The 19786-nt window shown below is 69.5% G+C and carries 22 protein-coding genes and 1 pseudogene; 13 read left to right on the top strand and 10 right to left on the bottom strand.

The window, feature by feature from the left end:
- Window positions 1-156: 156 nt before the first annotated feature.
- From ABZ471_RS23885 to ABZ471_RS23875, 3 genes are all read right to left on the bottom strand, one after another.
- Entirely contained in the window at window positions 157-465 is a 309-nt protein-coding gene (locus ABZ471_RS23885) for a hypothetical protein (protein ID WP_014673544.1), read from the bottom strand.
- A 479-nt stretch (window positions 466-944) separates the two neighbouring features.
- A complete protein-coding gene (locus ABZ471_RS23880; protein WP_359068821.1) occupies window positions 945-2309 on the bottom strand; it encodes a S53 family peptidase in 1365 nt (454 codons plus the stop codon).
- 250 nt (window positions 2310-2559) lie between these two features.
- Window positions 2560-3162 (bottom strand): TetR/AcrR family transcriptional regulator, encoded by a 603-nt coding sequence (locus ABZ471_RS23875; protein WP_359068820.1) that lies wholly within the window; start codon window positions 3160-3162, stop codon window positions 2560-2562.
- A gap of 89 nt (window positions 3163-3251) precedes the next feature.
- Here ABZ471_RS23875 and ABZ471_RS23870 point away from each other — a divergent pair, with 89 nt between their 5' ends.
- From ABZ471_RS23870 to ABZ471_RS23855, 4 genes and pseudogenes are all read left to right on the top strand, one after another.
- Window positions 3252-4199, top strand: a complete 948-nt coding sequence (locus ABZ471_RS23870) for an oxidoreductase (RefSeq protein WP_359068819.1) — start codon at window positions 3252-3254, stop codon at window positions 4197-4199.
- A 107-nt stretch (window positions 4200-4306) separates the two neighbouring features.
- Window positions 4307-4558 (top strand): hypothetical protein, encoded by a 252-nt coding sequence (locus ABZ471_RS23865; RefSeq protein ID WP_359068818.1) that lies wholly within the window; start codon window positions 4307-4309, stop codon window positions 4556-4558.
- An 11-nt stretch (window positions 4559-4569) separates the two neighbouring features.
- Window positions 4570-5766: an SPFH domain-containing protein gene (locus ABZ471_RS23860; protein WP_359068817.1), complete on the top strand. Its 1197-nt coding sequence runs from the start codon at window positions 4570-4572 to the stop codon at window positions 5764-5766.
- A gap of 84 nt (window positions 5767-5850) precedes the next feature.
- Window positions 5851-5944: pseudogene (locus tag ABZ471_RS23855) on the top strand.
- A 105-nt stretch (window positions 5945-6049) separates the two neighbouring features.
- Here the strand turns inward: ABZ471_RS23855 and ABZ471_RS23850 are convergent.
- Window positions 6050-6253 (bottom strand): hypothetical protein, encoded by a 204-nt coding sequence (locus ABZ471_RS23850; RefSeq protein WP_359068816.1) that lies wholly within the window; start codon window positions 6251-6253, stop codon window positions 6050-6052.
- 205 nt (window positions 6254-6458) lie between these two features.
- Here ABZ471_RS23850 and ABZ471_RS23845 point away from each other — a divergent pair, with 205 nt between their 5' ends.
- The 3 genes from ABZ471_RS23845 (at window position 6459) to ABZ471_RS23835 (ending at window position 9353) form a co-directional block, all read left to right on the top strand.
- Entirely contained in the window at window positions 6459-7229 is a 771-nt protein-coding gene (locus tag ABZ471_RS23845) for a trypsin-like peptidase domain-containing protein (RefSeq protein WP_359068815.1), read from the top strand.
- 187 nt (window positions 7230-7416) lie between these two features.
- Window positions 7417-8418, top strand: a complete 1002-nt coding sequence (locus ABZ471_RS23840) for a bifunctional lytic transglycosylase/C40 family peptidase (protein ID WP_359068814.1) — start codon at window positions 7417-7419, stop codon at window positions 8416-8418.
- 230 nt (window positions 8419-8648) lie between these two features.
- Window positions 8649-9353: a phosphatase PAP2 family protein gene (locus tag ABZ471_RS23835; RefSeq protein ID WP_359068813.1), complete on the top strand. Its 705-nt coding sequence runs from the start codon at window positions 8649-8651 to the stop codon at window positions 9351-9353.
- 66 nt (window positions 9354-9419) lie between these two features.
- Here ABZ471_RS23835 and ABZ471_RS23830 read toward each other — a convergent pair whose 3' ends face one another.
- Window positions 9420-10979 carry an FAD-binding oxidoreductase gene (locus tag ABZ471_RS23830; protein WP_359068812.1) on the bottom strand — a complete coding sequence of 520 codons (1560 nt, stop codon included), beginning with the start codon at window positions 10977-10979 and terminating at the stop codon, window positions 9420-9422.
- Window positions 10980-11299: 320 nt separating this feature from the next.
- On the opposite strand from ABZ471_RS23830, the gene pstS reads away from it, so the two are divergent.
- The 4 genes from pstS (at window position 11300) to pstB (ending at window position 15481) form a co-directional block, all read left to right on the top strand.
- A complete protein-coding gene (pstS, locus tag ABZ471_RS23825; protein ID WP_359068811.1) occupies window positions 11300-12427 on the top strand; it encodes a phosphate ABC transporter substrate-binding protein PstS in 1128 nt (375 codons plus the stop codon).
- A gap of 139 nt (window positions 12428-12566) precedes the next feature.
- Window positions 12567-13571: a phosphate ABC transporter permease subunit PstC gene (gene pstC / locus ABZ471_RS23820; RefSeq protein ID WP_359068810.1), complete on the top strand. Its 1005-nt coding sequence runs from the start codon at window positions 12567-12569 to the stop codon at window positions 13569-13571.
- Window positions 13568-14629 carry a phosphate ABC transporter permease PstA gene (gene pstA / locus ABZ471_RS23815; protein ID WP_359068809.1) on the top strand — a complete coding sequence of 354 codons (1062 nt, stop codon included), beginning with the start codon at window positions 13568-13570 and terminating at the stop codon, window positions 14627-14629. The genes pstC and pstA overlap by 4 nt, the downstream gene beginning before the upstream one ends.
- Window positions 14630-14704: 75 nt before the next feature.
- Entirely contained in the window at window positions 14705-15481 is a 777-nt protein-coding gene (gene pstB / locus ABZ471_RS23810) for a phosphate ABC transporter ATP-binding protein PstB (protein WP_359068808.1), read from the top strand.
- Between the two features lie 235 nt (window positions 15482-15716).
- On the opposite strand, the gene ABZ471_RS23805 is transcribed toward pstB, so the two are convergent.
- Window positions 15717-16715, bottom strand: coding sequence for an inorganic phosphate transporter (locus ABZ471_RS23805; protein WP_359068807.1), 999 nt, complete (start codon window positions 16713-16715; stop codon window positions 15717-15719).
- A gap of 7 nt (window positions 16716-16722) precedes the next feature.
- Window positions 16723-17343 (bottom strand): DUF47 family protein, encoded by a 621-nt coding sequence (locus tag ABZ471_RS23800; RefSeq protein WP_359068806.1) that lies wholly within the window; start codon window positions 17341-17343, stop codon window positions 16723-16725.
- A gap of 206 nt (window positions 17344-17549) precedes the next feature.
- Here ABZ471_RS23800 and ABZ471_RS23795 point away from each other — a divergent pair, with 206 nt between their 5' ends.
- Window positions 17550-17855, top strand: a complete 306-nt coding sequence (locus tag ABZ471_RS23795) for a metal-sensitive transcriptional regulator (protein ID WP_073901267.1) — start codon at window positions 17550-17552, stop codon at window positions 17853-17855.
- Between the two features lie 40 nt (window positions 17856-17895).
- Here ABZ471_RS23795 and ABZ471_RS23790 read toward each other — a convergent pair whose 3' ends face one another.
- Together ABZ471_RS23790 and ABZ471_RS23785 are read right to left on the bottom strand one after the other, a co-directional pair.
- Window positions 17896-18069 (bottom strand): hypothetical protein, encoded by a 174-nt coding sequence (locus ABZ471_RS23790; RefSeq protein WP_359068805.1) that lies wholly within the window; start codon window positions 18067-18069, stop codon window positions 17896-17898.
- A 95-nt stretch (window positions 18070-18164) separates the two neighbouring features.
- Window positions 18165-19034, bottom strand: coding sequence for a hypothetical protein (locus ABZ471_RS23785; protein WP_359068804.1), 870 nt, complete (start codon window positions 19032-19034; stop codon window positions 18165-18167).
- Window positions 19035-19178: 144 nt separating this feature from the next.
- Here ABZ471_RS23785 and ABZ471_RS23780 point away from each other — a divergent pair, with 144 nt between their 5' ends.
- Entirely contained in the window at window positions 19179-19355 is a 177-nt protein-coding gene (locus ABZ471_RS23780; protein WP_359068803.1) for a hypothetical protein, read from the top strand.
- A gap of 17 nt (window positions 19356-19372) precedes the next feature.
- On the opposite strand, the gene ABZ471_RS23775 is transcribed toward ABZ471_RS23780, so the two are convergent.
- The gene (locus ABZ471_RS23775; protein ID WP_359068802.1) at window positions 19373-19786 is read right to left on the bottom strand and encodes an NUDIX hydrolase; all 414 of its coding nucleotides are present in this window, start codon (window positions 19784-19786) and stop codon (window positions 19373-19375) included.

The raw sequence follows: 19786 nt of genomic DNA, 5'->3' as shown, positions 1-19786 counted from the left end.
CGTAGACATACGACGGTAGCCGTGCTGGTTCCCGCGCGGGCGCGGTGTGGTGACTCGACATCAGGGAAACGCAACCTCAGCCGGTGGGCACGACGGGTGGGTGGGGTGGAGGGGGACGACCGGGCGTGCCCGGACGGAAGGGAGGGTGAAAGGGCGTCAGACCGCCATTCCGTACACGATCGTGAACAGGGTGCCCAGGGAGCCGATGATGAAGACCCCGGTGAGGCCGGCGATGATCAGGCCCTTGCCCTGTTCCGCACTGAAGGTGTCCCGCAGGGCCGTCGCACCGATCCGCTGCTTGGCCGCACCCCAGACCGCGATCCCGAGGCAGAGCAGGATGGCCACGGCCATCACCACCTCGATCATCACCTTGGCCTCGTTGCCCAGGCTGCCGAAGGGACCCCAGTCCGGAGCGATCCCGCCGATGATGGTGTTGATGTCTCCCTTGTCGGCCGCAAAGAGCATGTAAGTCACCGCCCCTGGTGGGTAGTTCCGCAAGGCCTCTGCGGTGTGCAGAGGTCAGGTCTCATTCTCGCCGACAACGTCGCGGTCGTATGTCGACTTGACGTCATTGACTGGCGGGTTTCGTACGAATACCTCGTACGGTCACTCTGTGTATCACGGCAGGTCACGCCGGGCAACGAGGCCTGAGCGGAACCTGTCGTGTGGTTCCGTCGTTGACCCTCTTTACGGCCTGGCACGGTTTCTGACGGCTGGTCGGGTGAGGAGTCGAGACGATGTTCTCACGGGCGGCAGGAAGAGGGGCCCCGGCATGGGTTGCCGGGGCCCCTGATGCGGGCGGTCCGGTGGTTGCCCGGACAGGGAAAACGGGCCGCGGCCGGATGCCGTGGCCCGTCTTCCTTTCCTTGCCGCCGAAGGGACCCCACGTCCCCCTCAGATGGCGGCTCCCCGTGACCCGACGGGGTGGTTCACCGCGGTGCTGCTCAGCCCGTGAAGGCGTCCGTGCCCTCGGGGGTGCCCCAGCCGGTGGGGCCGTCGTAGCCCGACTTGGCGGTGCAGAAGTAGCTGGTGGCGCAGGTGCCGTTGTTGCCGCTGGTCACGTCGTTGAGGGCCGAGGTGCCGGCCGCGGCGTACGGGTAGGAGGCGGGGTGGTCGCTGCTGCCCGGGGTGCCGGCCAGGGCGTAGACGCCGGCGATGATCGGGGCCGAGGCGCTGGTGCCGCCGTAGGTGTTCCAGCCGGTGCCGTCGGAGCCGTAGGTGTCGTAGACGGAGACACCGGTGGCCGGGTCGGCGACGGCCGAGACGTCGGCGATCATGCGCTTGGTGCAGCCGGTGTCGGTCTGCCAGCTGGGCTTGGCGTCGTACGCGGAGCAGCCCGAGCCGGTGCCCTCGGTACTGCTGGTCTTCCAGACGCTCTCGGTCCAGCCGCGGCTGTTGGAGGAGGTCTTGAGGGCGGTGCCGCCGACGGCGGTGACGTACTTGGAGCCGGCCGGGTACTCGGCGCCGTAGGCCTCGTCGCCCGCGCTGACGGTGATGGCGACGCCCGGGTGGTTGAAGTACGAGGAGTCGTACGAGGTGTCGGAGGAGGACTCCGAGCCGCCGTAGCTGTTCGACACGAACTTGGCGCCGAGCTTGACGGCCTCGTTCACGGCGGTGCCCAGGTTGGCCATGCTCGACGACTTGGCCTCGACGAGCAGGATGTTGCAGTTCGGGCAGACGGCGGAGGCCATGTCGAGGTCGAGCGAGATCTCACCGGCCCAGCCGCTGTCCGCGGTGGGGAGGGAGGTCGTGGAGCCGGTCTGGCTGACCTTCTTGAAACAGCCGTTGTCGGTGGTGCAGTCCGACAGGCCGTAGTGGGAGCGGTAGGTGGCCAGGTCCGCCTCGGCGTTCGGGTCGTCGTACGCGTCGACGATCGCGATGGTCTCGCCGGAGCCGTTGGAGGAGGCGGCGGAGGCCAGGCCGTAGGCGCTCCGGAGGTCGCTCGGGCCGTACCCGGTCGGGGAGGCGGACGAGGCCTTCGGGGAGATGGTCCGGGGCGCGAGGCCCTTCTTGGCGGCCTGCTCCTCCTGGAAGGCGGTCGTGCCGCTGGTCACGCGCAGCGCGTGGCAGGACGCGTAGCCCTTCTTCGGGGTCGCGTCACATGCGTTGGCGTAGTGCACATGGGCCTTGGCGACCTGGGCGGCGACGGCCTGGGCGCTCACGGTCTTCGTGGCCGTGGGGGTGGCCGCGTCCGCGTGGGCGGCGGTGCCGAGGCCGGCGAGGAGCAGCGCGGTGGCGGCCGCGGCGGCTGAGCCGACACGGCGCCATCTGCCGCGTATGTGGGGGGTGGTGGGGGTGGGCGTACGCAACGTACAGCCTCCTGTGAGTGAGTGACAGAGGCCTGCGGGTGGGGGCCACCGGCGTGGTTGCCGGCGGGGGCGGCGGCCCGCGACGACCATCGCTTGTTGAGTACGCGACAACAAGGCGCCTTGCGGAATCCTGACTTCCGCGTTACCGAAGGGGGTTGCGGGCTTACTGGTCGATAACTCTGTGCTGGAACTGTGCTGGCTGGGGCTTGACCCGTGGCGCAGGACGCGCAAAGGCGCGCCGGCCTGCGGGTCACCTGGGCCTGAGGCCGTGCAGCAGGTGGTGCACATGCTCGTCCAGGCCGGACAGGACCTGCTCCGGCGGGATCGAGCCGTTGGCGGCGAAGGCGGCGAGCCCGTGCAGGCTGGAGGCCGCGACGAGGGTGATGCGCTCCGGATCGCCCGCGACGATCTCACCCCGGGCCTGCGCCTCCGCGACCAGCCGCATGAAGGAACCGACGGATCGGTCCACGGCGGCGGAGAGGTGGGCGGAGGCGTCGGGCTCGTGCTTGCGGGTGAACATCAGCTCCAGGAGCGCGGCGTTCTCGACGGCGAACCCCACGTAGGCCTTCGCCAGCCCGGCCAGCCGGGGCTCCAGTGGTGACCCGGGGTCGTCCGCGGACTCCAGGGTCAGGGCCAGGCGCTCGTACCCGGCCATGGCCAGGGCGTCGAGCAGGGCCTGCTTGTCCTTGAAGTGCCGGCCGGGGGCGGCGTGGCTCACCCCGATCTCGCGGGCCAGCTCGCGCAGCGACAGTGCGCCGGCTCCCCGGTCGCGCAGGGTGCGCTCGGCCGCTGCGAGGAGGGCGGCGCGCAGGTCTCCGTGGTGGTAGGGGCGGCTTTCGGGCATGCGGACCATCGTATCCGGATGTAGTCGGCGGCAGCATTGTTGACGGCGTCACCATTGTTGTCGTTGACAGCATTGTTGTCGCCGCCTACATTGGCGGCATGGCTGACAAGACCGACGCGCCCAAGGCGCGCACATGGAACGCGACCCACCTCCCCGACCTCTCCGGCCGCACCGCCGTCATCACCGGCGCCAACAGCGGCATCGGTTTCACCGCCGCCGACGCGCTGGCCCGCGCGGGCGCGCACGTGGTGTTCGCCGTACGGGACCTCGCGCGGGGCGGCGCCGCGGCGGCGAGGGTGGGCGGCAGCACCGAGGTGCGCCGTCTGGATCTGGCGGACCTGGACTCCGTACGGGAGTTCGCCGCCTCCTGGGACCGCCCGCTGGACCTGCTGATCAACAACGCGGGCGTGATGATGCTGCCGGAGCAGCGCACCAAGGACGGCTTCGAGATGCAGTTCGGCACGAACCACCTCGGGCACTTCGCGCTGACGAACCTGCTGCTGCCGTACGTCACGGACCGGGTCGTGACGGTGTCCTCGGGGGCCCACCGGCTCGGTGACCGCAGGATCCACTTCGACGACCCGAACCTCACCGGGAAGTACACCCCGCAGCGCGCCTACTCCCAGTCCAAGCTGGCGAACCTCCTGTTCACCCTGGAACTCCAGCGGCGCCTGGCCGAGTCCGGCTCCCCCGTCCGCGCCCTCGCGGCCCACCCCGGCTGGGCGGCCACCAATCTCCAGGGCCACACCGCGAACCCCGTCGCCCGCGTCGTCATGCAGGTCGGCAACCGTTTCCTGGCCCAGGACGACAAGGCCGGCGCCCTCCCCACCCTCTACGCCGCGACCCAGGACCTCCCCGGCGCGAGCTATGTGGGCCCCGACGGCCTGGGGGAGATGCGGGGCGCTCCGACGCTGGTCGGCCGCACCACGGCGGCGAGCGATCCGGAGGCGGCGCGGAGGCTGTGGGCGCTGTCGGAGGAGCTGACCGGGACCGAGTGGAGGCTCACTGCGGCGGCGAGTCCGGCCGGGGCGGAGGGGGCACGCTAGGCCCCGTCCAGCCCGGCGGCCTGGTCGAATCCTCCTGCCCGTTGGGTCCGTGCCCGACTGGGTCTATCGTCAGAATCCTGGGGTCAGGACGAGGAGGACAGCCGGTGATGCCGCAGGACGAGGCCGTGATCGGCTGCATGGGGAAAGTACTCATCGGAACCCGCGGATCCGCGGGCCCCGGCGAGGTCCTGGTGCGGGTCAGAGGCGGCTCCGAGACCTTCCTCGCCTGGTCCGAGGATCCCCTGCCCACAGGTGCCACGGTGCTCGTGATCGAATCACGTGGATGCCGAGAGGTCGGCGTCATCGAGTGGGTGGATCCATTGGACGCGCTCGGCGGTGACGCCGCCGGCGCCGGCTGAGGAGTACAAGCATGTTCGGATACCGCGTTCCCGCTCCCGACGAGGCGATGCTGATCTCGGGGGGCCGGCGGGGACTGGGGGGCGCGCCGTTCCGAGTGGTGACGGGGCACGGCAAGTTCGTGCTTCCCGTCTTCCGTAAGACCCGTTTCCTGACGCTGTCGATGTGCGAGGCCGAGGTCACCGAGACCTGTGTGACCAGGCAGGGCATCTCGCTGCACGTCCGCGCGGTCATCGCCTTCAAGGTCGGCAACGACCACGAGAGCATCATCAACGCGGGCCAGCGGTTCCTCTCCGACCAGGAGCAGATGTCGGTGCTGACCGGCCGCATCTTCGCCGGCCACCTGCGGGCCATCATCGGCTCGATGACGGTCGAGGAGATCGTCACCGAGCGGCAGAAGCTCGCCGCGGAGGTCCTGGACACCTCGAAGACGGAGATGGCGAAGATCGGTCTGATCGTGGACTCGCTGCAGATCCAGTCGATCGACGACGGCGACACCGGGTACATCGACGCGATGTCCGCGCCGCACAAGGCGGCGATCCAGCGTCAGGCGCAGATCGCCCAGGCGCAGGCCACCCAGGCCTCGGTCGAGGCGGAGCAGGCGGCGGCCCGCAAGCAGGCCGAGTACGCGCGGCAGACCGCCATCGTGAAGGCGGAGTACTCGGCCGAGGTGGACCGCGCCGAGGCGGAGGCCGCGCAGGCCGGACCGCTGGCGCAGGCGCACGCCCAGCAGGAGGTGCTCGCCGCCCAGACGGAACTGGCCCAGCGTCAGGCCAAGCTGCGCCAGCAGCAGTTGGTGGCCGAGGTCGTGAAGCCGGCCGAGGCCGAGGCCGAGCGGGTCAGGATCCTCGCCGCCGCCGAGGCGCAGCGGATGAAGATCCAGGCGGAGGCGGCGGCCTCGTACGACCGGGTCGCGCTCGACCGGATGCTGATCGACCAGCTCCCGCAGATCGTGAAGGAGGCGGCCGGCGGCCTCGCCGGCGCCAACGTCAACGTCCTCAACGGCGCGGACGGCCTCGGCGAGATCGCCGCCGGTCTGGTGTCCCAGGGCCTGACCATCCTCGACTCGGTACGGCAGAACCTGAACGGCCAGGACACCGACGGCCGCCGCCCCGAGGAGAGCAGGGGCGACGGTCTGATCCAGCTGCCCGCGAGCAAGGGCGCGGGCAGGGAGAAGAAGTCGGACGACGGTCCGGTGGACGTCGACTAGGGTCAGCGGTCCGTCAGGGGGCTGTCAGCGCCTCCGGGCACTCTCGTTCATGGGAACGGCACGGGAACCGGAGGCCGGGAGCAAGGAGAGGTGCCCGGAGCGGTTGATCGGGGACCGACGAGCACGCCTCGAGGTCGGGCCCCCAGGGCCCACGCAGGTTCAAATCCTGCCCTCTCCGCCCGTACGGATCGTCAGCCCACCTTGATGTGCTGGTCCATCCGGTTCGGTGCGCCTCGGCATGTCCCGCCTGGGCGGCCTGACCGAGGCTTCGCCGTGTCGCCGGTCAGAGGTCGAGTACCGCGCGCAGGGCCTCGTCGATGCGCGCGATCGCATCGGGCCCGATGTTCCCCGGATAGGCGCCGGGCGGATGCAGAACGATGGCGAGGCAGGCGCCGGAGGTCTCGTCGAGCCCGTCGAGGCTGTCGACGCAGACGGTGCGTCCATCTTGGGTGCCCTTGACCTGCCAGATGTCACCCCTGTTCACCATGCTTCGCCCTCGCCCTCGCCCTCGCCGTCCGGGTCCGGACGGTAACCGGCTGCGGCCAGCTGCTTCGCCGCGTCCAGTGTGAGGCCGAGCATCGCTCCGGTGGGGTCGGGTCTTCTCCGGCGAGAGTGCGACAGGGACTGCTCACAGGAAAATCTCAGTTAAGTCGGGGTCGGTTTCTCACCTTCGTGGGAGAGAGTGGGGCCCGATGAAGCGCATCTCACGCCTCTGGCTCTCCTCGCGCCCCGCCCTGGGATGCGCCATGGTGACGCTCGCTCTGACCTCGGCGTCCGTGGCCGCCGCCGACGACGGGCCGGGACCCTTCGGGGTCACCGCAGCCACCGTCGCGACGCGGCACAGCGTGCGGATCGGTGCGGTGTTCAACGTGGACCGGGCCGGCAAGCCGGCCGGCGGGCACTTCTGCACCGCCTCGGTCGTGCACAGCCCGCAGCACGACCTCATCGTCACCGCCGCGCACTGCGTGGGCGCCGATGAAGGAGATCTCGTGTTCGCGCCCGGGTACCGGGAGGGGCAGGCGCCCTTCGGGGTCTGGAAGGTGGGGAAGCGGTTCATGCTCGACGGGTGGGCCAAGGAGGAGGACGAGGACAGTGACGTCGCCTTCGCCGTTGTCGATGAGCTGGGCGGGAAGCGGGTCGAGGACGTCGTCGGCGGGAATCGGATGGCCACCGGGACGACCACCGGTGCCACCGCCGTGACCGTCACCGGGTATCCGGACTCGCGCGAGGTGCCCATCAGCTGCACCAACAAGCCGTCCCTGCACAGCCGTACGCAACAGCGGATCGACTGCCCGGAGTTCACCAGCGGCACCAGCGGCAGTCCCTGGATCAACGGCGACCAGCAGGTGGTCGGGGTGCTCGGGGGGCATGAGAAGGGCGGCGCCACCGCGGACACCTCCTACAGCGTGGTGCTGGGCGCCGAAGCGGCCGAGTTGTACAAGGACGCGACAGCGGGTTCCTGAGCCCCGCACGTCTGCGAGGAGCCGGGTCGGCGGCCCGCCGTCACCGGCGCGGACTCCGCAGGGGCTGCCGGGTTGGAACGGTTTTCGACTGGACAGGGTCTGACCAGGGCCGGTTACGACCGGCTCCGGGGCCTGCGGCCGTACACTGACGTCCGGCGTACTCCCGGGCGGCGAGGGGCGGTTGACGGTGCGTAAGGCATGGATCGCGGCGGGGGCCGGTGTCGGCGCCGGGCTCGCGTTCGTGATGCTGCTCGTCGTCGGCGTGTACGTCGTCGCCGGGAACCTCGTCAACAGCGTCACCGCGGGCAGCCGCGGGCTCGCCAAGGGGGCCGTGCCGGCCGCCTACAAGCAGCTCGTGCAGCAGTGGGGCAACCTGTGTCCCGCGCTCAGTCCGGCCCTGCTCGCCGCCCAGCTGTACCAGGAGAGCGGCTGGAATCCGACGGTCGTCAGCCCCGCCGACGCGCGGGGCATCGCCCAGTTCATCCCGAGCACCTGGGCGACGCACGGCATCGACGGCAACGGCGACGGCAAGCGCGACATCTGGGACCCGGACGACGCGATTCCATCGGCCGCGTCGTACGACTGCGAACTGGCCAAGTACGTCAAGGACGTTCCCGGCAACGTCTCCGACAACATGCTCGCCGCCTACAACGCGGGTGCCTACCGCGTCATAAAGGCGAACGGTGTGCCGGCCATCAGCGAGACGCAGAACTACGTTCAGCGCATCCGCAGCCTGGAGAAGAGCTTCGCCGCACCGGTCACCCGGATCGACCCCACCCGGCAGGCGGCGGGCGCCATCGCCTTCGCCCAGAGCAGGCTCGGCACGCCCTATCTGTGGGGCGGCAACGGCACGGCCGACCAGGGCGGACGCTTCGACTGCTCGGGATTGACCAAGGCCGCGTACGAGAAGGTCGGCATCACCCTGCCCCGGGTCGCCAACGACCAGTACAACGCGGGCCCGCACCCCTCGCGGGACCAACTGCTCCCCGGCGACCTCGTCTTCTTCTCCGACAACCTCACCGACTCGCGGGCCATCCGGCACGTGGGGATCTACGTGGGCGGCGGGTACATGATCGACGCGCCGCGCACGGGCGCCGTGATCCGGTTCGACCCGATCGACACCCCGGACTACTTCGGCGCCACACGGGTCACCGAGGATGGCGCAAAAGCGCTGCCCACGAAGGTGTGAACCGAGCGTGAACCTGGCCCCTGAGCTGCAGCGATGAGTCTCTCTTCGATAACGTCTGCGTGATCATTCCGTGGAGAGTGGAACGTATTGGTGGGGGCCGTGCGTTCCTGTTGACGTAGCCGAGCGGACGTCAGTGCGGCAGTGCAGCGGAAGCGGATCTACGCGCCACGGGGGGATGGAGCGACGCACACGAGGTGCGTCCGGGAAGACGACGAAGGGGCCACAGCACCATGGCTGTACTCGCCGAATCCGGATCGAACCCCGACGTCGACCTGCTCTACGACATCAACGGCCTGGCCAAGGACGCGCCGCACTGGTTCGACCGGGCCATGGAGTTCGTGGGCGAGTACGGACTGCCGGTCGCGATGGTGCTGCTCGTGCTGTGGTGCTGGTGGTCGGTGCGCCGCCGGGCCGACGAGGACGCCGCGTCCTCCGTCGCCGCGCTGGTGTGGGCCCCGCTCGCGGCGGCCGTCGCGGTCCTGGTGAACGTACCGATCCGGGGCTTCGTCGAACGCCCCCGCCCGTTCGTCGACCACCGGGGTCTGGAAGTCCTCGTCTCCGGCAAGACCGACTTCTCCTTCGTCAGCGACCACGCGACGATCACCATGGCGATCGGCGTCGGCCTGTTCATCGCCAACCGCCGCTTCGGCATCGCGGGCATCGGCCTGGCGCTGCTGGAGGGCTTCTGCCGGGTGTACATGGGCGTGCACTACCCGACGGACGTGGTCGGAGGATTCGCGCTGGGCACGGCGGTCGCGCTTCTGCTGTCGCCTCTGGCCATGGCCCTGCTGACTCCGCTGATGAAGGCGGTGGAGCGGTCGCCGCGGGCGGGCTGGATCGTCCGGCGGCGACCGGCGTCAGGTGAACAGCACGACGCGTTGGTTCCCGGCACGCGGAAGTCTCTGGAGTCCGAGGAGAAGGATCTGGCCGCGTAGCGCACCTGAGCGGCACGGGGAACTGCGCGACCGGCCCCCACGCGCCCGCGGGTCTCCTGCGACTCCTTACAACCCCTGCGCGTAGGAGAAGAACCTCTCCGGGTCGTACTGCTTCTTCACCTTGCCGAGGCGGGTCGCCGCATCGCCGTAGTACGCCTTGCGCCAGTTCGTCAGCGTCGGGTCCGTGTAGTTCTGGTAGGCGGCGCCGGATGCGTACGGCTGCATCGCCTTGTGGGCCGACGTCAGCCAGGACTGGGCCGTGCCGCCGGAGGCCCCCGCGCCCCAGGACGCGATGTACTGCGCCAGCATGCGGGAGCGGCGGTGGACGAAGGCCGTCGCCGTGGGGGAGACGCGGTTGACCGCGCCGCCGAGGGCCGTGAAGGCGATGCTGCCCGCGCCGCCCCGGACGGAACCGATCTGCTTGAGCAGGGTCTGGATGCCCGCCGCGGAGAGGGAGCGGTCGAAGAAGTCGGAGCGGGCCGCGTAGGTCTCCCGGCCCAGGCGGCCCTGGGAGGAGCGGCCGGGGGTGGAGCCCGGGAGGTGGCACTGGGCGTCGGTGGAGAACGAGGAGCAGCCGGCGTAGATCTCCATCGCCTCCTCGTAGCCCCGGCGACGCAGGGACACGGACCGGGCGTTGGCGCCCGCCTTGTGCGCCAGCTGGTCCACCGCGTTCTGCAGTTCGCCGTAGGTGCCGAGGGAGAAGCAGGCCACGGAGATCGTCGGGGTGCCGCCCGGGGTGTTCGCCAGGTGGAGGGAGGACCAGATCTCGTCGGGCTGGGAGGGACCCCACTCCTGCCAGGCCTTGATCACCGCGGCCGCCTTGGACCAGGACCACGTCATGTACGCGGTCACCGCCTGGGGTGCCGGGTGGGTCTTGAACTGCAGCTCGGTGACGACGCCGAAGTTGCCGTTGCCCGCGCCGCGCAGCGCCCAGAAGAGATCGGAGTGGGTCGTGGCGTTCGCCGTGACCTGGGTGCCGTCCGCCGTGATCACCGTGGCCTGGGTGAGGCTGTCGCAGGTCAGGCCGTAGGCGCGGGAGGCGACACCGTGGCCGCCGCCGAGGACCAGGCCGGAGACACCGACCGTGGGGCAGGAGCCCGCGGGTATGGTCACGCCCTTCGCGCCCAGCGCCCGGTAGACGTCGATCAGCTTGGAGCCGGCGCCGACCACGGCCGTCCCGCCGCTCGCGCGGACCCGGTTCAGCTTGGACACGTCGAGGATGAGCCGGTTGTCGCCCGAGGAGTAGCCGGCGTAGGAGTGGCCGCCGTTGCGTATCGACACCCGTATCCGGTGGGCGTGGGCGTACGCCAGGGTCGTACGGATGTCGTCGGCGTGGGAGACGTAGGCGACCGCGGCCGGCTTCAGGCCGTCGAAGCGGGTGTTGTACAGCTGGTGGGCCGTCTTCCAGGCCGCGTCCCCGGGGCGCACCAGGGGGCCGTCCAGGTCGCGGGCGAGCGCCGTCCAGTTCGCGGCGGCGGCCGCGGTGGTGGTCTTCAGCGCCGTACCTGAGGATGAGAGCGTGTTCGCCGAGGATCCGGCGGAGGTGCCGGAGCCAGCACTGCACCCGGTCAGCGCGGTCGCCGCCAGTGCGGCTGCGCCGCCCGAGATGAACGTACGCCGTTCCATGTTCGTCGCCTTTCCTCGGCTCTCCTGGAACGAGACGACGTCATGCGTACAAGGGTTCCCACCGACAGGAGAACGACCGTCGAAAGCGGGTTCGCACCGCCCTGTTGTCGGAACCTCCACGTGCCCTCCCCGTAAGCATTCCGTGACCTTACCGGGCCGATGGCAGGGGTTCACCCCCCGTTCACTTCCGACCATCGGTCGCTTCATCTGATCTGCCTAATTTCGGCCGTACCCGGTGCGGAGTGCGGCGTTAGAGCACTCTCGCGCTCACTACCTCGCACGCCGCCCACTGCGGCGGCTCCTGGAAGGAACTCCCGAAAGTGAAGCTTCAGCGCAAGAACCGGCTGCGCGCCCTCTCTCTCGGTGCTGTCGCCGTCTCCGGCGCCCTGGCCCTGACGGCGTGCGGCTCCGACGACAACGGCAACAACAACTCGGGCGGCAAGTCGACGGCCTCGGCCAGCGCGGGCTCCATCAAGTGCGACGACGCCAAGGGGCAGCTGCTTGCCGACGGCTCGTCCGCGCAGAAGAACGCGATCGACGCCTGGGTCAAGGCCTTCTCGCAGGCCTGTGGCGTGCAGATCAACTACAAGGGTGCCGGTTCCGGCGCCGGTGTGACCTCCTTCAACCAGGGCCAGATCGCGTTCGCCGGCTCGGACTCCGCGCTCAAGCCCGACGAGGTCACCGCCTCCAAGCAGGTCTGCAAGGGCGGCCAGGGCATCGACCTCCCGATGGTCGGCGGCCCGATCGCCCTCGGCTACAACGTCCCGGGTGTCGACAACCTGGTCCTGGACGCCCCGACGCTCGCCAAGATCTTCGACGGCAAGATCAAGAACTGGAACGACCCGGCGATCGCCGCGCTGAACAAGGGCGCGAAGCTCCCCGACCTGAAGATCCAGGCCTTCCACCGCTCCGAGGACTCCGGTACCACGGACAACTTCACCAAGTACCTGATCGCCACCACCCCGGACAACTGGAAGTACTCCGGCGGCAAGGCCTGGCAGGCCAAGGGCGGCCAGGCGGCCTCCGGCTCCGCCGGTGTGGCCCAGGGCGTCAAGCAGAACTCCGGCGCGATCGGCTACTTCGAGCTGTCCTACGCCAAGGACATGAACACCGTCGCCGTCGCCACCGGCGCCAAGACCCCGGTGAAGCCGTCCACCGAGTCCGCCACCGCGGACATCGCGGCCGCCAAGGTCGTCGGCACGGGCAGCGACCTCACCCTGAAGCTCGACTACAAGACGAAGGCCGAGGGCGCCTACCCGCTGACCCTGGTCACGTACGAGATCGTCTGTGACAAGGGCAACAAGGCGGACACCCTGGCCGCCACGAAGGCCTTCCTGACCTACATCGCCAGCGAGGACGGTCAGAAGGTCCTGTCGGAGAACGACTACGCGCCGATCCCCGACGAGATCATCGCCAAGGTCCGCACCACCGTTGCCGGCCTGAGCTGACCTGATCCGAGAGTGCGGCCCGGTTCCTCCGTGACCCGGGCCGCACCGTCCGGTGCACCGCCGCCCGGAGCCGTCCACCCGAGAGGGAGCGGCTCCACCGAGCCGCTCACCCCGCGGCTCCGCAGACCGGAGACTCCTGATGGACATATCGACGCAGACAACTGACGCATCTCCACCCACGCCCGAGCCGGTCGTGGCCCTGAAGCGCAACGCCCGCGGTGCGACCCGCCCCGGCGACCGCATCTTCCTCGGCCTGTCCCGTGGCTCCGGCATTCTGCTGCTGGTGATCATGGCCGCGATCGCGGTCTTCCTCACCTACCGTGCCTCGCTGGCGATCAGCAAGGACCACGGAAACTTCCTGACCACGTTCGAGTGGAACACCAACCTCACGCCGCCGAGCTTCGGTATCGCGGTGCTGGCCTTCGGCACGGTGGTCTCCTCGATCATCGCCATGGCCCTCGCGGTCCCGGTCGCCGTCGCGATCGCGCTGTTCCTCACGCACTACGCCCCGCGCAAGCTGAGCGGTCCCATCGCCTACGTGATCGACCTGCTCGCCGCGGTGCCCTCCATCGTCTACGGCCTGTGGGGCGCCCTGATCCTCGTCCCGCACATGCAGGGCCTGTACGGCTGGCTGAACGACTACCTCGGCTGGACCGGCATCTTCTCGTGGGAGGGCGGCGCCCCCCGCGCAATGCTCACCGTCGGCATCCTGCTGGCGATCATGATCCTTCCGATCATCACCAACGTGAGCCGCGAGGTCTTCCGCCAGGTTCCGCGGATGCACGAGGAGGCCGCCCTGGCCCTCGGCGCCACCCGCTGGGAAGTCGTCCGCATGTCGGTGCTGCCCTTCGGCCGCTCCGGCGTGATCTCCGCCTCGATGCTCGGCCTCGGCCGCGCCCTCGGCGAGACCATGGCCGTGGCCACCGTGCTCTCCCCGAGCTACGACATCCAGACCAGCCTGCTCGACCCGGGCGGCGGCACCTTCGCCCAGAACATCGCCAGCAAGTTCGGTGAGGCCACCGAGCAGGGCCGGGACGCGCTCATCGCCTCCGGTCTCGTGCTCTTCGTCATCACCCTGCTGGTCAACGGCGCGGCCCGTGCGATCATCGCCCGCCGCAAGGAGTACTCGGGGGCCAACGCATGAGCACCGCAGCCGTCAGCCACAAGCGCTCCAGCACCCTGCGCGCCGCCAGCCTCCCGAAGTGGTCCCCGTGGGCCATCGCCGCCGGCTCGCTCGGCCTCGGTATCGGCATCAGCTTCGCCGCCGACCTGCACAGCAAGATCCAGTGGGGTCTGATCGCCGCGGCCCTCTTCATCCTCGGCACCTACGGCATCGCCGCCCGCGTGGAGGGCCGCCGGCAGGCCAAGGACCGGGTCGCCACCTCCCTCGTCTGGGTCTCCTTCCTGATCGCCCTCGTCCCGCTGGTCTCCCTGGTCTGGGTGACCATCTCGCGCGGCGTGAAGGTCCTGAACGTCTACTTCCTCACCCACTCCATGGGTGTCGTCGCCGACTCCGAGCCGGGCGGCGGCATCTACCACGCCATCATCGGCAGCCTGGAGCAGGTCGGCCTCGCCACGCTGATCGGCGCCCCGATCGGCGTGATGACCGCGGTCTACCTGGTCGAGTACGGGCGTGGCCGCCTCGCGTCGGCGGTCACCTTCTTCGTCGACGTCATGACGGGCATCCCGTCGATCGTCGCGGGCCTGTTCATCCTCAGCCTCATGCTCATCTTCGACATGCAGCCGTTCGGCTTCGCCGGTTCGCTGGCCCTGGCCATCCTGATGATGCCGGTCGTCGTGCGCTCCACCGAGGAGATGCTCAAGCTCGTCCCGAACGAACTGCGCGAGGCCTCGCTGGCGCTCGGTGTGCCGAAGTGGCGGACCATCCTGAAGGTCGTCCTGCCGACCTCCATCGGCGGCATCACCACGGGCATCATGCTCTCCATCGCCCGCATCGCGGGCGAGACCGCGCCGGTGCTGCTGCTGGTGTTCGGCAACCCGTTCATCAACAACAACCCCTTCGAGGGTGCGCAGGCGTCGCTGCCGCTGTACATCTATCAGCAGTACTCCCAGAGCGCGGGTGCCAACGCGGCGTACGACCGTGCATGGGCGGCGTCCCTCACGCTGATCGCCTTCGTGATGATCCTGAACCTGGTGGCCCGCGGCATCGCCCGCTGGAAGGCCCCCAAGGCCGGTCGCTAGAGCATCAATGTGCGGCTACCGCCGCGTAGCGGCCCATCGGCGACCGACCAAGACTTATCTGGAAGTGAAGTAGACATGGCCAAGCGAATCGACGTAAGCGGACTCACCGCCTACTACGGCTCCCACAAGGCGATCGAAGACATCTCGATGACCGTCGAGCCCCGCTCGGTGACGGCGTTCATCGGCCCGTCCGGCTGCGGGAAGTCGACGTTCCTGCGCACGCTGAACCGTATGCACGAGGTCACGCCCGGTGGCCGCGTCGAGGGCAAGGTGCTCCTGGACGACGAGGACCTCTACGGCGCAGGTGTCGACCCGGTGTCCGTCCGCCGCGAGGTGGGCATGGTCTTCCAGCGCCCGAACCCGTTCCCGACGATGTCGATCTTCGAGAACGTGGCGGCGGGGCTGCGGCTGAACGGCAGCTACAAGAAGGCCGAGCTGAACGAGGTCGTCGAGAAGTCCCTCAAGGGCGCGAACCTCTGGAACGAGGTGAAGGACCGCCTGAACAAGCCGGGCTCCGGCCTCTCCGGTGGTCAGCAGCAGCGTCTGTGCATAGCCCGTGCCATCGCGGTCGAGCCGAAGGTCCTGCTCATGGACGAGCCCTGCTCGGCCCTGGACCCGATCTCGACCCTCGCCATCGAGGACCTGATCGGTGAGCTGAAGGAGCGGTTCACGATCGTCATCGTGACGCACAACATGCAGCAGGCGGCGCGTGTCTCGGACCGGACGGCGTTCTTCAACCTTGCTGCGGTGGGCCAGCCCGGCCGCCTCATCGAGATCGACGACACCGAGCGGATCTTCTCGAACCCCTCGGTCCAGGCCACGGAGGACTACATCTCCGGCCGCTTCGGCTGAGCCGGCCTCCACTGAACCCCTCGCGGTGCTGCATGGCGGTGCCACCGCGAGGACGCAAAAGGGCCCGCCCCTGGCTCCCGGGGGCGGGCCCCTTGCTTTTGCCTTGACGCCGATTCCGGGGGCTCCGCGCCCCCAGCCCCGCCGGGGCCAAGCGAACACCCACCCCTCTTGTCCGGCTTCTCAGCCGACCGAGACGGGTGGGTGTGGCGGAGCGAAGAGCCCCCTGGCGTGGCGGCTACAGGACCGTCAGGTTGAGGAGGCCGAAGGCCAGGGCCGCTACCAGGCCCGCTGCCGGCATCGTGATGAACCAGCCGAGGACGATGTTCTTGGCCACGCCCCAGCGGACGGCGTTCACTCGCTTCGTCGCGCCCACGCCCATGATCGCGGACGTGATCACATGGGTCGTGGAGATCGGCGCCTTGAAGAGGAACGCCGTGGTGAACATGATCGACGCGCCCGTCGTCTCGGCTGCGAAGCCCTGCGGCGGGTCCAGCTCAATGATCTTGCGGCCCAGGGTGCGCATGATGCGCCAGCCGCCTGCGTAGGTGCCGAGCGAGAGCATGACCGCGCAGACGATCTTCACCCAGACCGGGATCGGGTCGCCGTACGTCTCATGGCCGGAAATCACCAGTGCCATGACCACCACACCCATGGTCTTCTGGGCGTCCTGGAGGCCGTGCCCGAGGGCCATGCCGGCCGCGGAGACGGTCTGCGCTATACGGAAGCCGCGCTTGGCCTTGTGCGGGTTGGACCGGCGGAACAGCCACAGGATCGCCGTCATGACCAGGTAGCCGACGATCAGGCCCACGACCGGCGACACGAACATCGGGATGATGACCTTGTCGATGACGCCGTCCCAGAGGACCTGTGTGCCGCCCGCGAGAGCCGCTCCGACCAGGCCGCCGAAGAGGGCGTGGGAGGACGAGGAGGGCAGGCCGAAGTACCAGGTGATCAGGTTCCAGACGATGGCCCCGAGCAGGGCGGCGAAGAGGATCCCCATGCCCTTGGAGCCCTGGGGCGTCTCGATCAGGCCCTCGCTGACGGTCTTGGCGACCCCGGAGCCCAGGAAGGCACCCGCGAGGTTCATCACGGCGGCCATGGCGAGAGCCGCCCGCGGGGTCAGCGCGCGCGTGGAAACCGACGTCGCGATCGCGTTCGCGGAGTCGTGGAAACCGTTCGTGTACGTGAAGAAGAGCGCGACCGCGACGGTCACGATGAGAGCGAAGGTGTCCATCGACGCCTCAGGACTCCTTGACGGCGATGGTCTCCACCGTGTTCGCCACGTGCTCGAACGCGTCCGCCGCCTCTTCCAGGACGTCCACGATCTGCTTGAGCTTGAGCACCTCGATCGCGTCGTACTTGCCGTTGAAGAGGTGGGCCAGCAGTTTGCGGTGGATCTGGTCCGCCTGGTTCTCCAGACGGTTCACCTCGATCCAGTACTCGGTGAGGTTGTCCAGCGTGCGCAGGTGGGGCATCGCCTCCGCCGTCAGCTCGGCGGCCCGTGCCAGCACCTCGATCTGCTGCTCGACGCCCTTCGGCAGTTCCTCGATGTTGTAGAGGACGACCAGGTCGACGGCCTCCTCCATGAAGTCCATGATGTCGTCGAGGGACCCGGCGAGGGTGTAGATGTCCTCGCGGTCGAACGGCGTGATGAACGAGGAGTTCAGCTGGTGGAAGATCGCGTGCGTGGCGTCGTCACCTGCGTGTTCCGCGGCCCGCATACGCTCTGCGATCTCGGCCCGGGCAGACGCGTCCGCCCCGAGCAGTTCCATCAGGAGTTTCGAGCCGGTGACGATGTTGTCCGCGGATGCGGCGAACATGTCATAGAAGCTCGTCTCCCTGGGGGTCAGACGAAAGCGCACGTGGGGTCCTCGGGGTGCTTCGGTTTCGGTCAGGCTGATGCTAGGCGCATCATCCAGCCACGGCTATCGGGCCGTCCCCCAGTGTCGCCCATCGGGCACGGTGATCAGCACAGGGGCGTACCAAGGGCCCCTTACCCAGCAAAATTCGTTACCATATACCCACCAGGGGTATATATCCGCAGTTCGTCCCGAGATGGAGGCCCGCGATGACGACGACCGAGGCCGGCGCCACGCACGGTTACCACAAGCAGAAGGACGAGCACCTCAAGCGGCTGCGCCGGATCGAGGGCCAGATCCGCGGCCTGCAGCGCATGGTCGAGGAGGACACCTACTGCATCGACATACTCACGCAGGTCTCCGCTTCCACCAAGGCCCTGCAGTCCTTCGCCCTCCAGTTGCTGGAGGAGCACCTGCGGCACTGTGTCGCGGACGCGGCCCTCAAGGGCGGCGACGAGATCGACGCGAAGGTGGACGAGGCCACGAAGGCGATCGGCCGGCTCCTGCGCACCTGATCGCCCGGGCCGCGGAGGCGGGCCGTCCGGGACGGCCGTCTCAGACCTCGGCGGCTTCCCGCTCCTCGGTCACCCGCAGCACCTGGTCGATGCTCTCCATGCTCAGCCGGTCCTCGGCGGCCGAGGCGGCGATGATCAGCTCTCCGCACAGCTCGATCTCGGCGAGGGCCACGTGGTCCTGAACTGCCGTACCGCCGACCGGAGCCACGTGCATCACCTCTTCTCTGCCGTCACCGACTTCCTAGAGTAGGGAGCGGTCTACACGCCGCGCATGGCACGGACGGGCTAGTTCGGGGGTGGTGTCCCGGACTAGTGCGGTGGCTGGTTTCCGGCCCCGCTCTCGGCGATGCGGCCCGCGTAGATGTCCTTCGGACTCGGCAGGCGCACGTCCACGGGGGTGCCGAAGTCGTACAGCAGGGTGGTCGAGGCGACCGCCACGGCGGCGTTCTCCCGGCCGTTGACGAAGCTGAAGTGCTGGCGCAGCTTGCGGATGCGGCCCTGGTCGTCCAGGTAGGCGTCGAACGGAACCTCGGCCGTGGCGAACCCTTTCGCCGCCGCTGCCAGGGACGCCCGGTCGTCCGCCGAGGCGTGTTGCGACGCGTCGGACAGATCGGCCGTGCCCCGGTAGTGCCGCACCCGGGTCCCGGCGACCTCCGTCCGCCCCACGTACGTCGCCGTACGCGTCCCGCGCAGCACCTCAGCGGCGGCGTACGGGTCCGTCGCGCCGCCCGTGACCAGGTTGCCGTCGGAGAGGCTCGAGGTCTCCACCCGCACCCACTTGTCGGCGGGCACTCCCGCGCCCCGGTTCTTCATGAACAGGGCACCGGGGGCGAGGAGTTCGGTGATGGGCCGGTGCTCGGGGGTGCCCGCCGGGTCCTCCGGCAGGACGACGGTCAACTGCCCGAGCCGGTGCCGGTAGTCGTACACGCCCTTGCCGCGGATGGTGACCCGGGTGCCGCCGGTCGCCATCTCCATGGAGGTGGTGGCCTTGGAACTGCCCGCGTCGTGCAGGGTGTCGGCGGCGCGCCGGAGGGTGGCCACCGGGTCGCCGCCCGGGCCGTTCACGCCCTCCGCTGCGGCTCCGCTGGTGGAACACCCCGTGGTGCCCGCCCCGAGCACGACCATGATCCCCACCGCGACGACCGTCCTGCCCGTGCGCCTGTGCTGCCGCCGATCCATCGCCTGCCTACCCCCAGCCGGTACGTCCGTCACTGGCCCCCTGTCGTTTCGGTTAACGACGGGTAGGGAGTGCCGTCACGCGCTGCCGAGGGCTGGGAATGGGCATACAAGCCCTTTATCCGCGGTGTCGGTAACGTTGTCGCCGTGGCAGAGCAGGACGGGCCGGAGCGAGTCCGGCAGGGGCAGGGGCAACACCTCACCACGACGACCGAGCAGGGCCGCTTCTGCGTGGCCCGCTGCACCTGTGGCTGGCGCGGCCCGGCCCGCCGGGCGCGCAGCCAGGCGAGAACGGACGCGGAGGGGCACGCGACGGACCTGTGAGGGGCCCGGCCCCTCCGCTACCGGTGCTCGAATTCCCGGACGAGGGTGTCCACGAGGTCCCGGTCCCGCGGCTGGGTCAGCCGGCTGCGCGCCGCGGCGGGGGAGAGCCACAGGATCCGGTCCACCTCGGCGCTCGGGGTGAAGCCACCCGCGACGGCCTCCGCCGCCCAGTAACGAACCTGCTTGGGACGGCCGTTGGCCAGGTAGCGCATGGTGGGCAGCTCGTTGCCGGGCTCGGCCGTGCAGCCCGTCTCCTCCACGACCTCGCGCAGGGCGCCCGCGAGCGGGTCCTCGCCCTGCTTGAGCTTGCCCTTTGGGTGGGACCAGTCGTCGTACTTCGGCCGGTGGACCAGGCAGACCTCCAGCTCGCCGTCGACCGGCGAGCGGCGCCACAGCACGCAGCCGGCTGCCTGGACGATGGTGTCGTTCAC

This window comes from Streptomyces sp. NPDC005728 (assembly GCF_040630895.1).
Taxonomy (GTDB): Bacteria; Actinomycetota; Actinomycetes; order Streptomycetales; family Streptomycetaceae; genus Streptomyces.
The sequence above is the reverse complement of the archived record's forward strand: the minus strand, read 5'-3'. Positions and strand labels throughout refer to the sequence as shown.

Bases quoted from the DNA above. Each gene is read 5' to 3' on its own strand.
- ABZ471_RS23885 (WP_014673544.1), bottom strand. From the start codon at position 465: ATGCTCTTTGCGGCCGACAAGGGAGACATCAACACCATCATCGGCGGG.
- ABZ471_RS23875 (WP_359068820.1), bottom strand. From the start codon at position 3,162: ATGGTCCGCATGCCCGAAAGCCGCCCCTACCACCACGGAGACCTGCGC.
- ABZ471_RS23870 (WP_359068819.1), top strand. From the start codon at position 3,252: ATGGCTGACAAGACCGACGCGCCCAAGGCGCGCACATGGAACGCGACC.
- ABZ471_RS23865 (WP_359068818.1), top strand. From the start codon at position 4,307: ATGCCGCAGGACGAGGCCGTGATCGGCTGCATGGGGAAAGTACTCATC.
- ABZ471_RS23860 (WP_359068817.1), top strand. From the start codon at position 4,570: ATGTTCGGATACCGCGTTCCCGCTCCCGACGAGGCGATGCTGATCTCG.
- ABZ471_RS23850 (WP_359068816.1), bottom strand. From the start codon at position 6,253: ATGGTGAACAGGGGTGACATCTGGCAGGTCAAGGGCACCCAAGATGGA.
- ABZ471_RS23845 (WP_359068815.1), top strand. From the start codon at position 6,459: ATGAAGCGCATCTCACGCCTCTGGCTCTCCTCGCGCCCCGCCCTGGGA.
- ABZ471_RS23835 (WP_359068813.1), top strand. From the start codon at position 8,649: ATGGCTGTACTCGCCGAATCCGGATCGAACCCCGACGTCGACCTGCTC.
- ABZ471_RS23830 (WP_359068812.1), bottom strand. From the start codon at position 10,979: ATGGAACGGCGTACGTTCATCTCGGGCGGCGCAGCCGCACTGGCGGCG.
- pstC (WP_359068810.1), top strand. From the start codon at position 12,567: ATGGACATATCGACGCAGACAACTGACGCATCTCCACCCACGCCCGAG.
- pstA (WP_359068809.1), top strand. From the start codon at position 13,568: ATGAGCACCGCAGCCGTCAGCCACAAGCGCTCCAGCACCCTGCGCGCC.
- pstB (WP_359068808.1), top strand. From the start codon at position 14,705: ATGGCCAAGCGAATCGACGTAAGCGGACTCACCGCCTACTACGGCTCC.
- ABZ471_RS23805 (WP_359068807.1), bottom strand. From the start codon at position 16,715: ATGGACACCTTCGCTCTCATCGTGACCGTCGCGGTCGCGCTCTTCTTC.
- ABZ471_RS23795 (WP_073901267.1), top strand. From the start codon at position 17,550: ATGACGACGACCGAGGCCGGCGCCACGCACGGTTACCACAAGCAGAAG.
- ABZ471_RS23790 (WP_359068805.1), bottom strand. From the start codon at position 18,069: ATGCACGTGGCTCCGGTCGGCGGTACGGCAGTTCAGGACCACGTGGCC.
- ABZ471_RS23785 (WP_359068804.1), bottom strand. From the start codon at position 19,034: ATGGATCGGCGGCAGCACAGGCGCACGGGCAGGACGGTCGTCGCGGTG.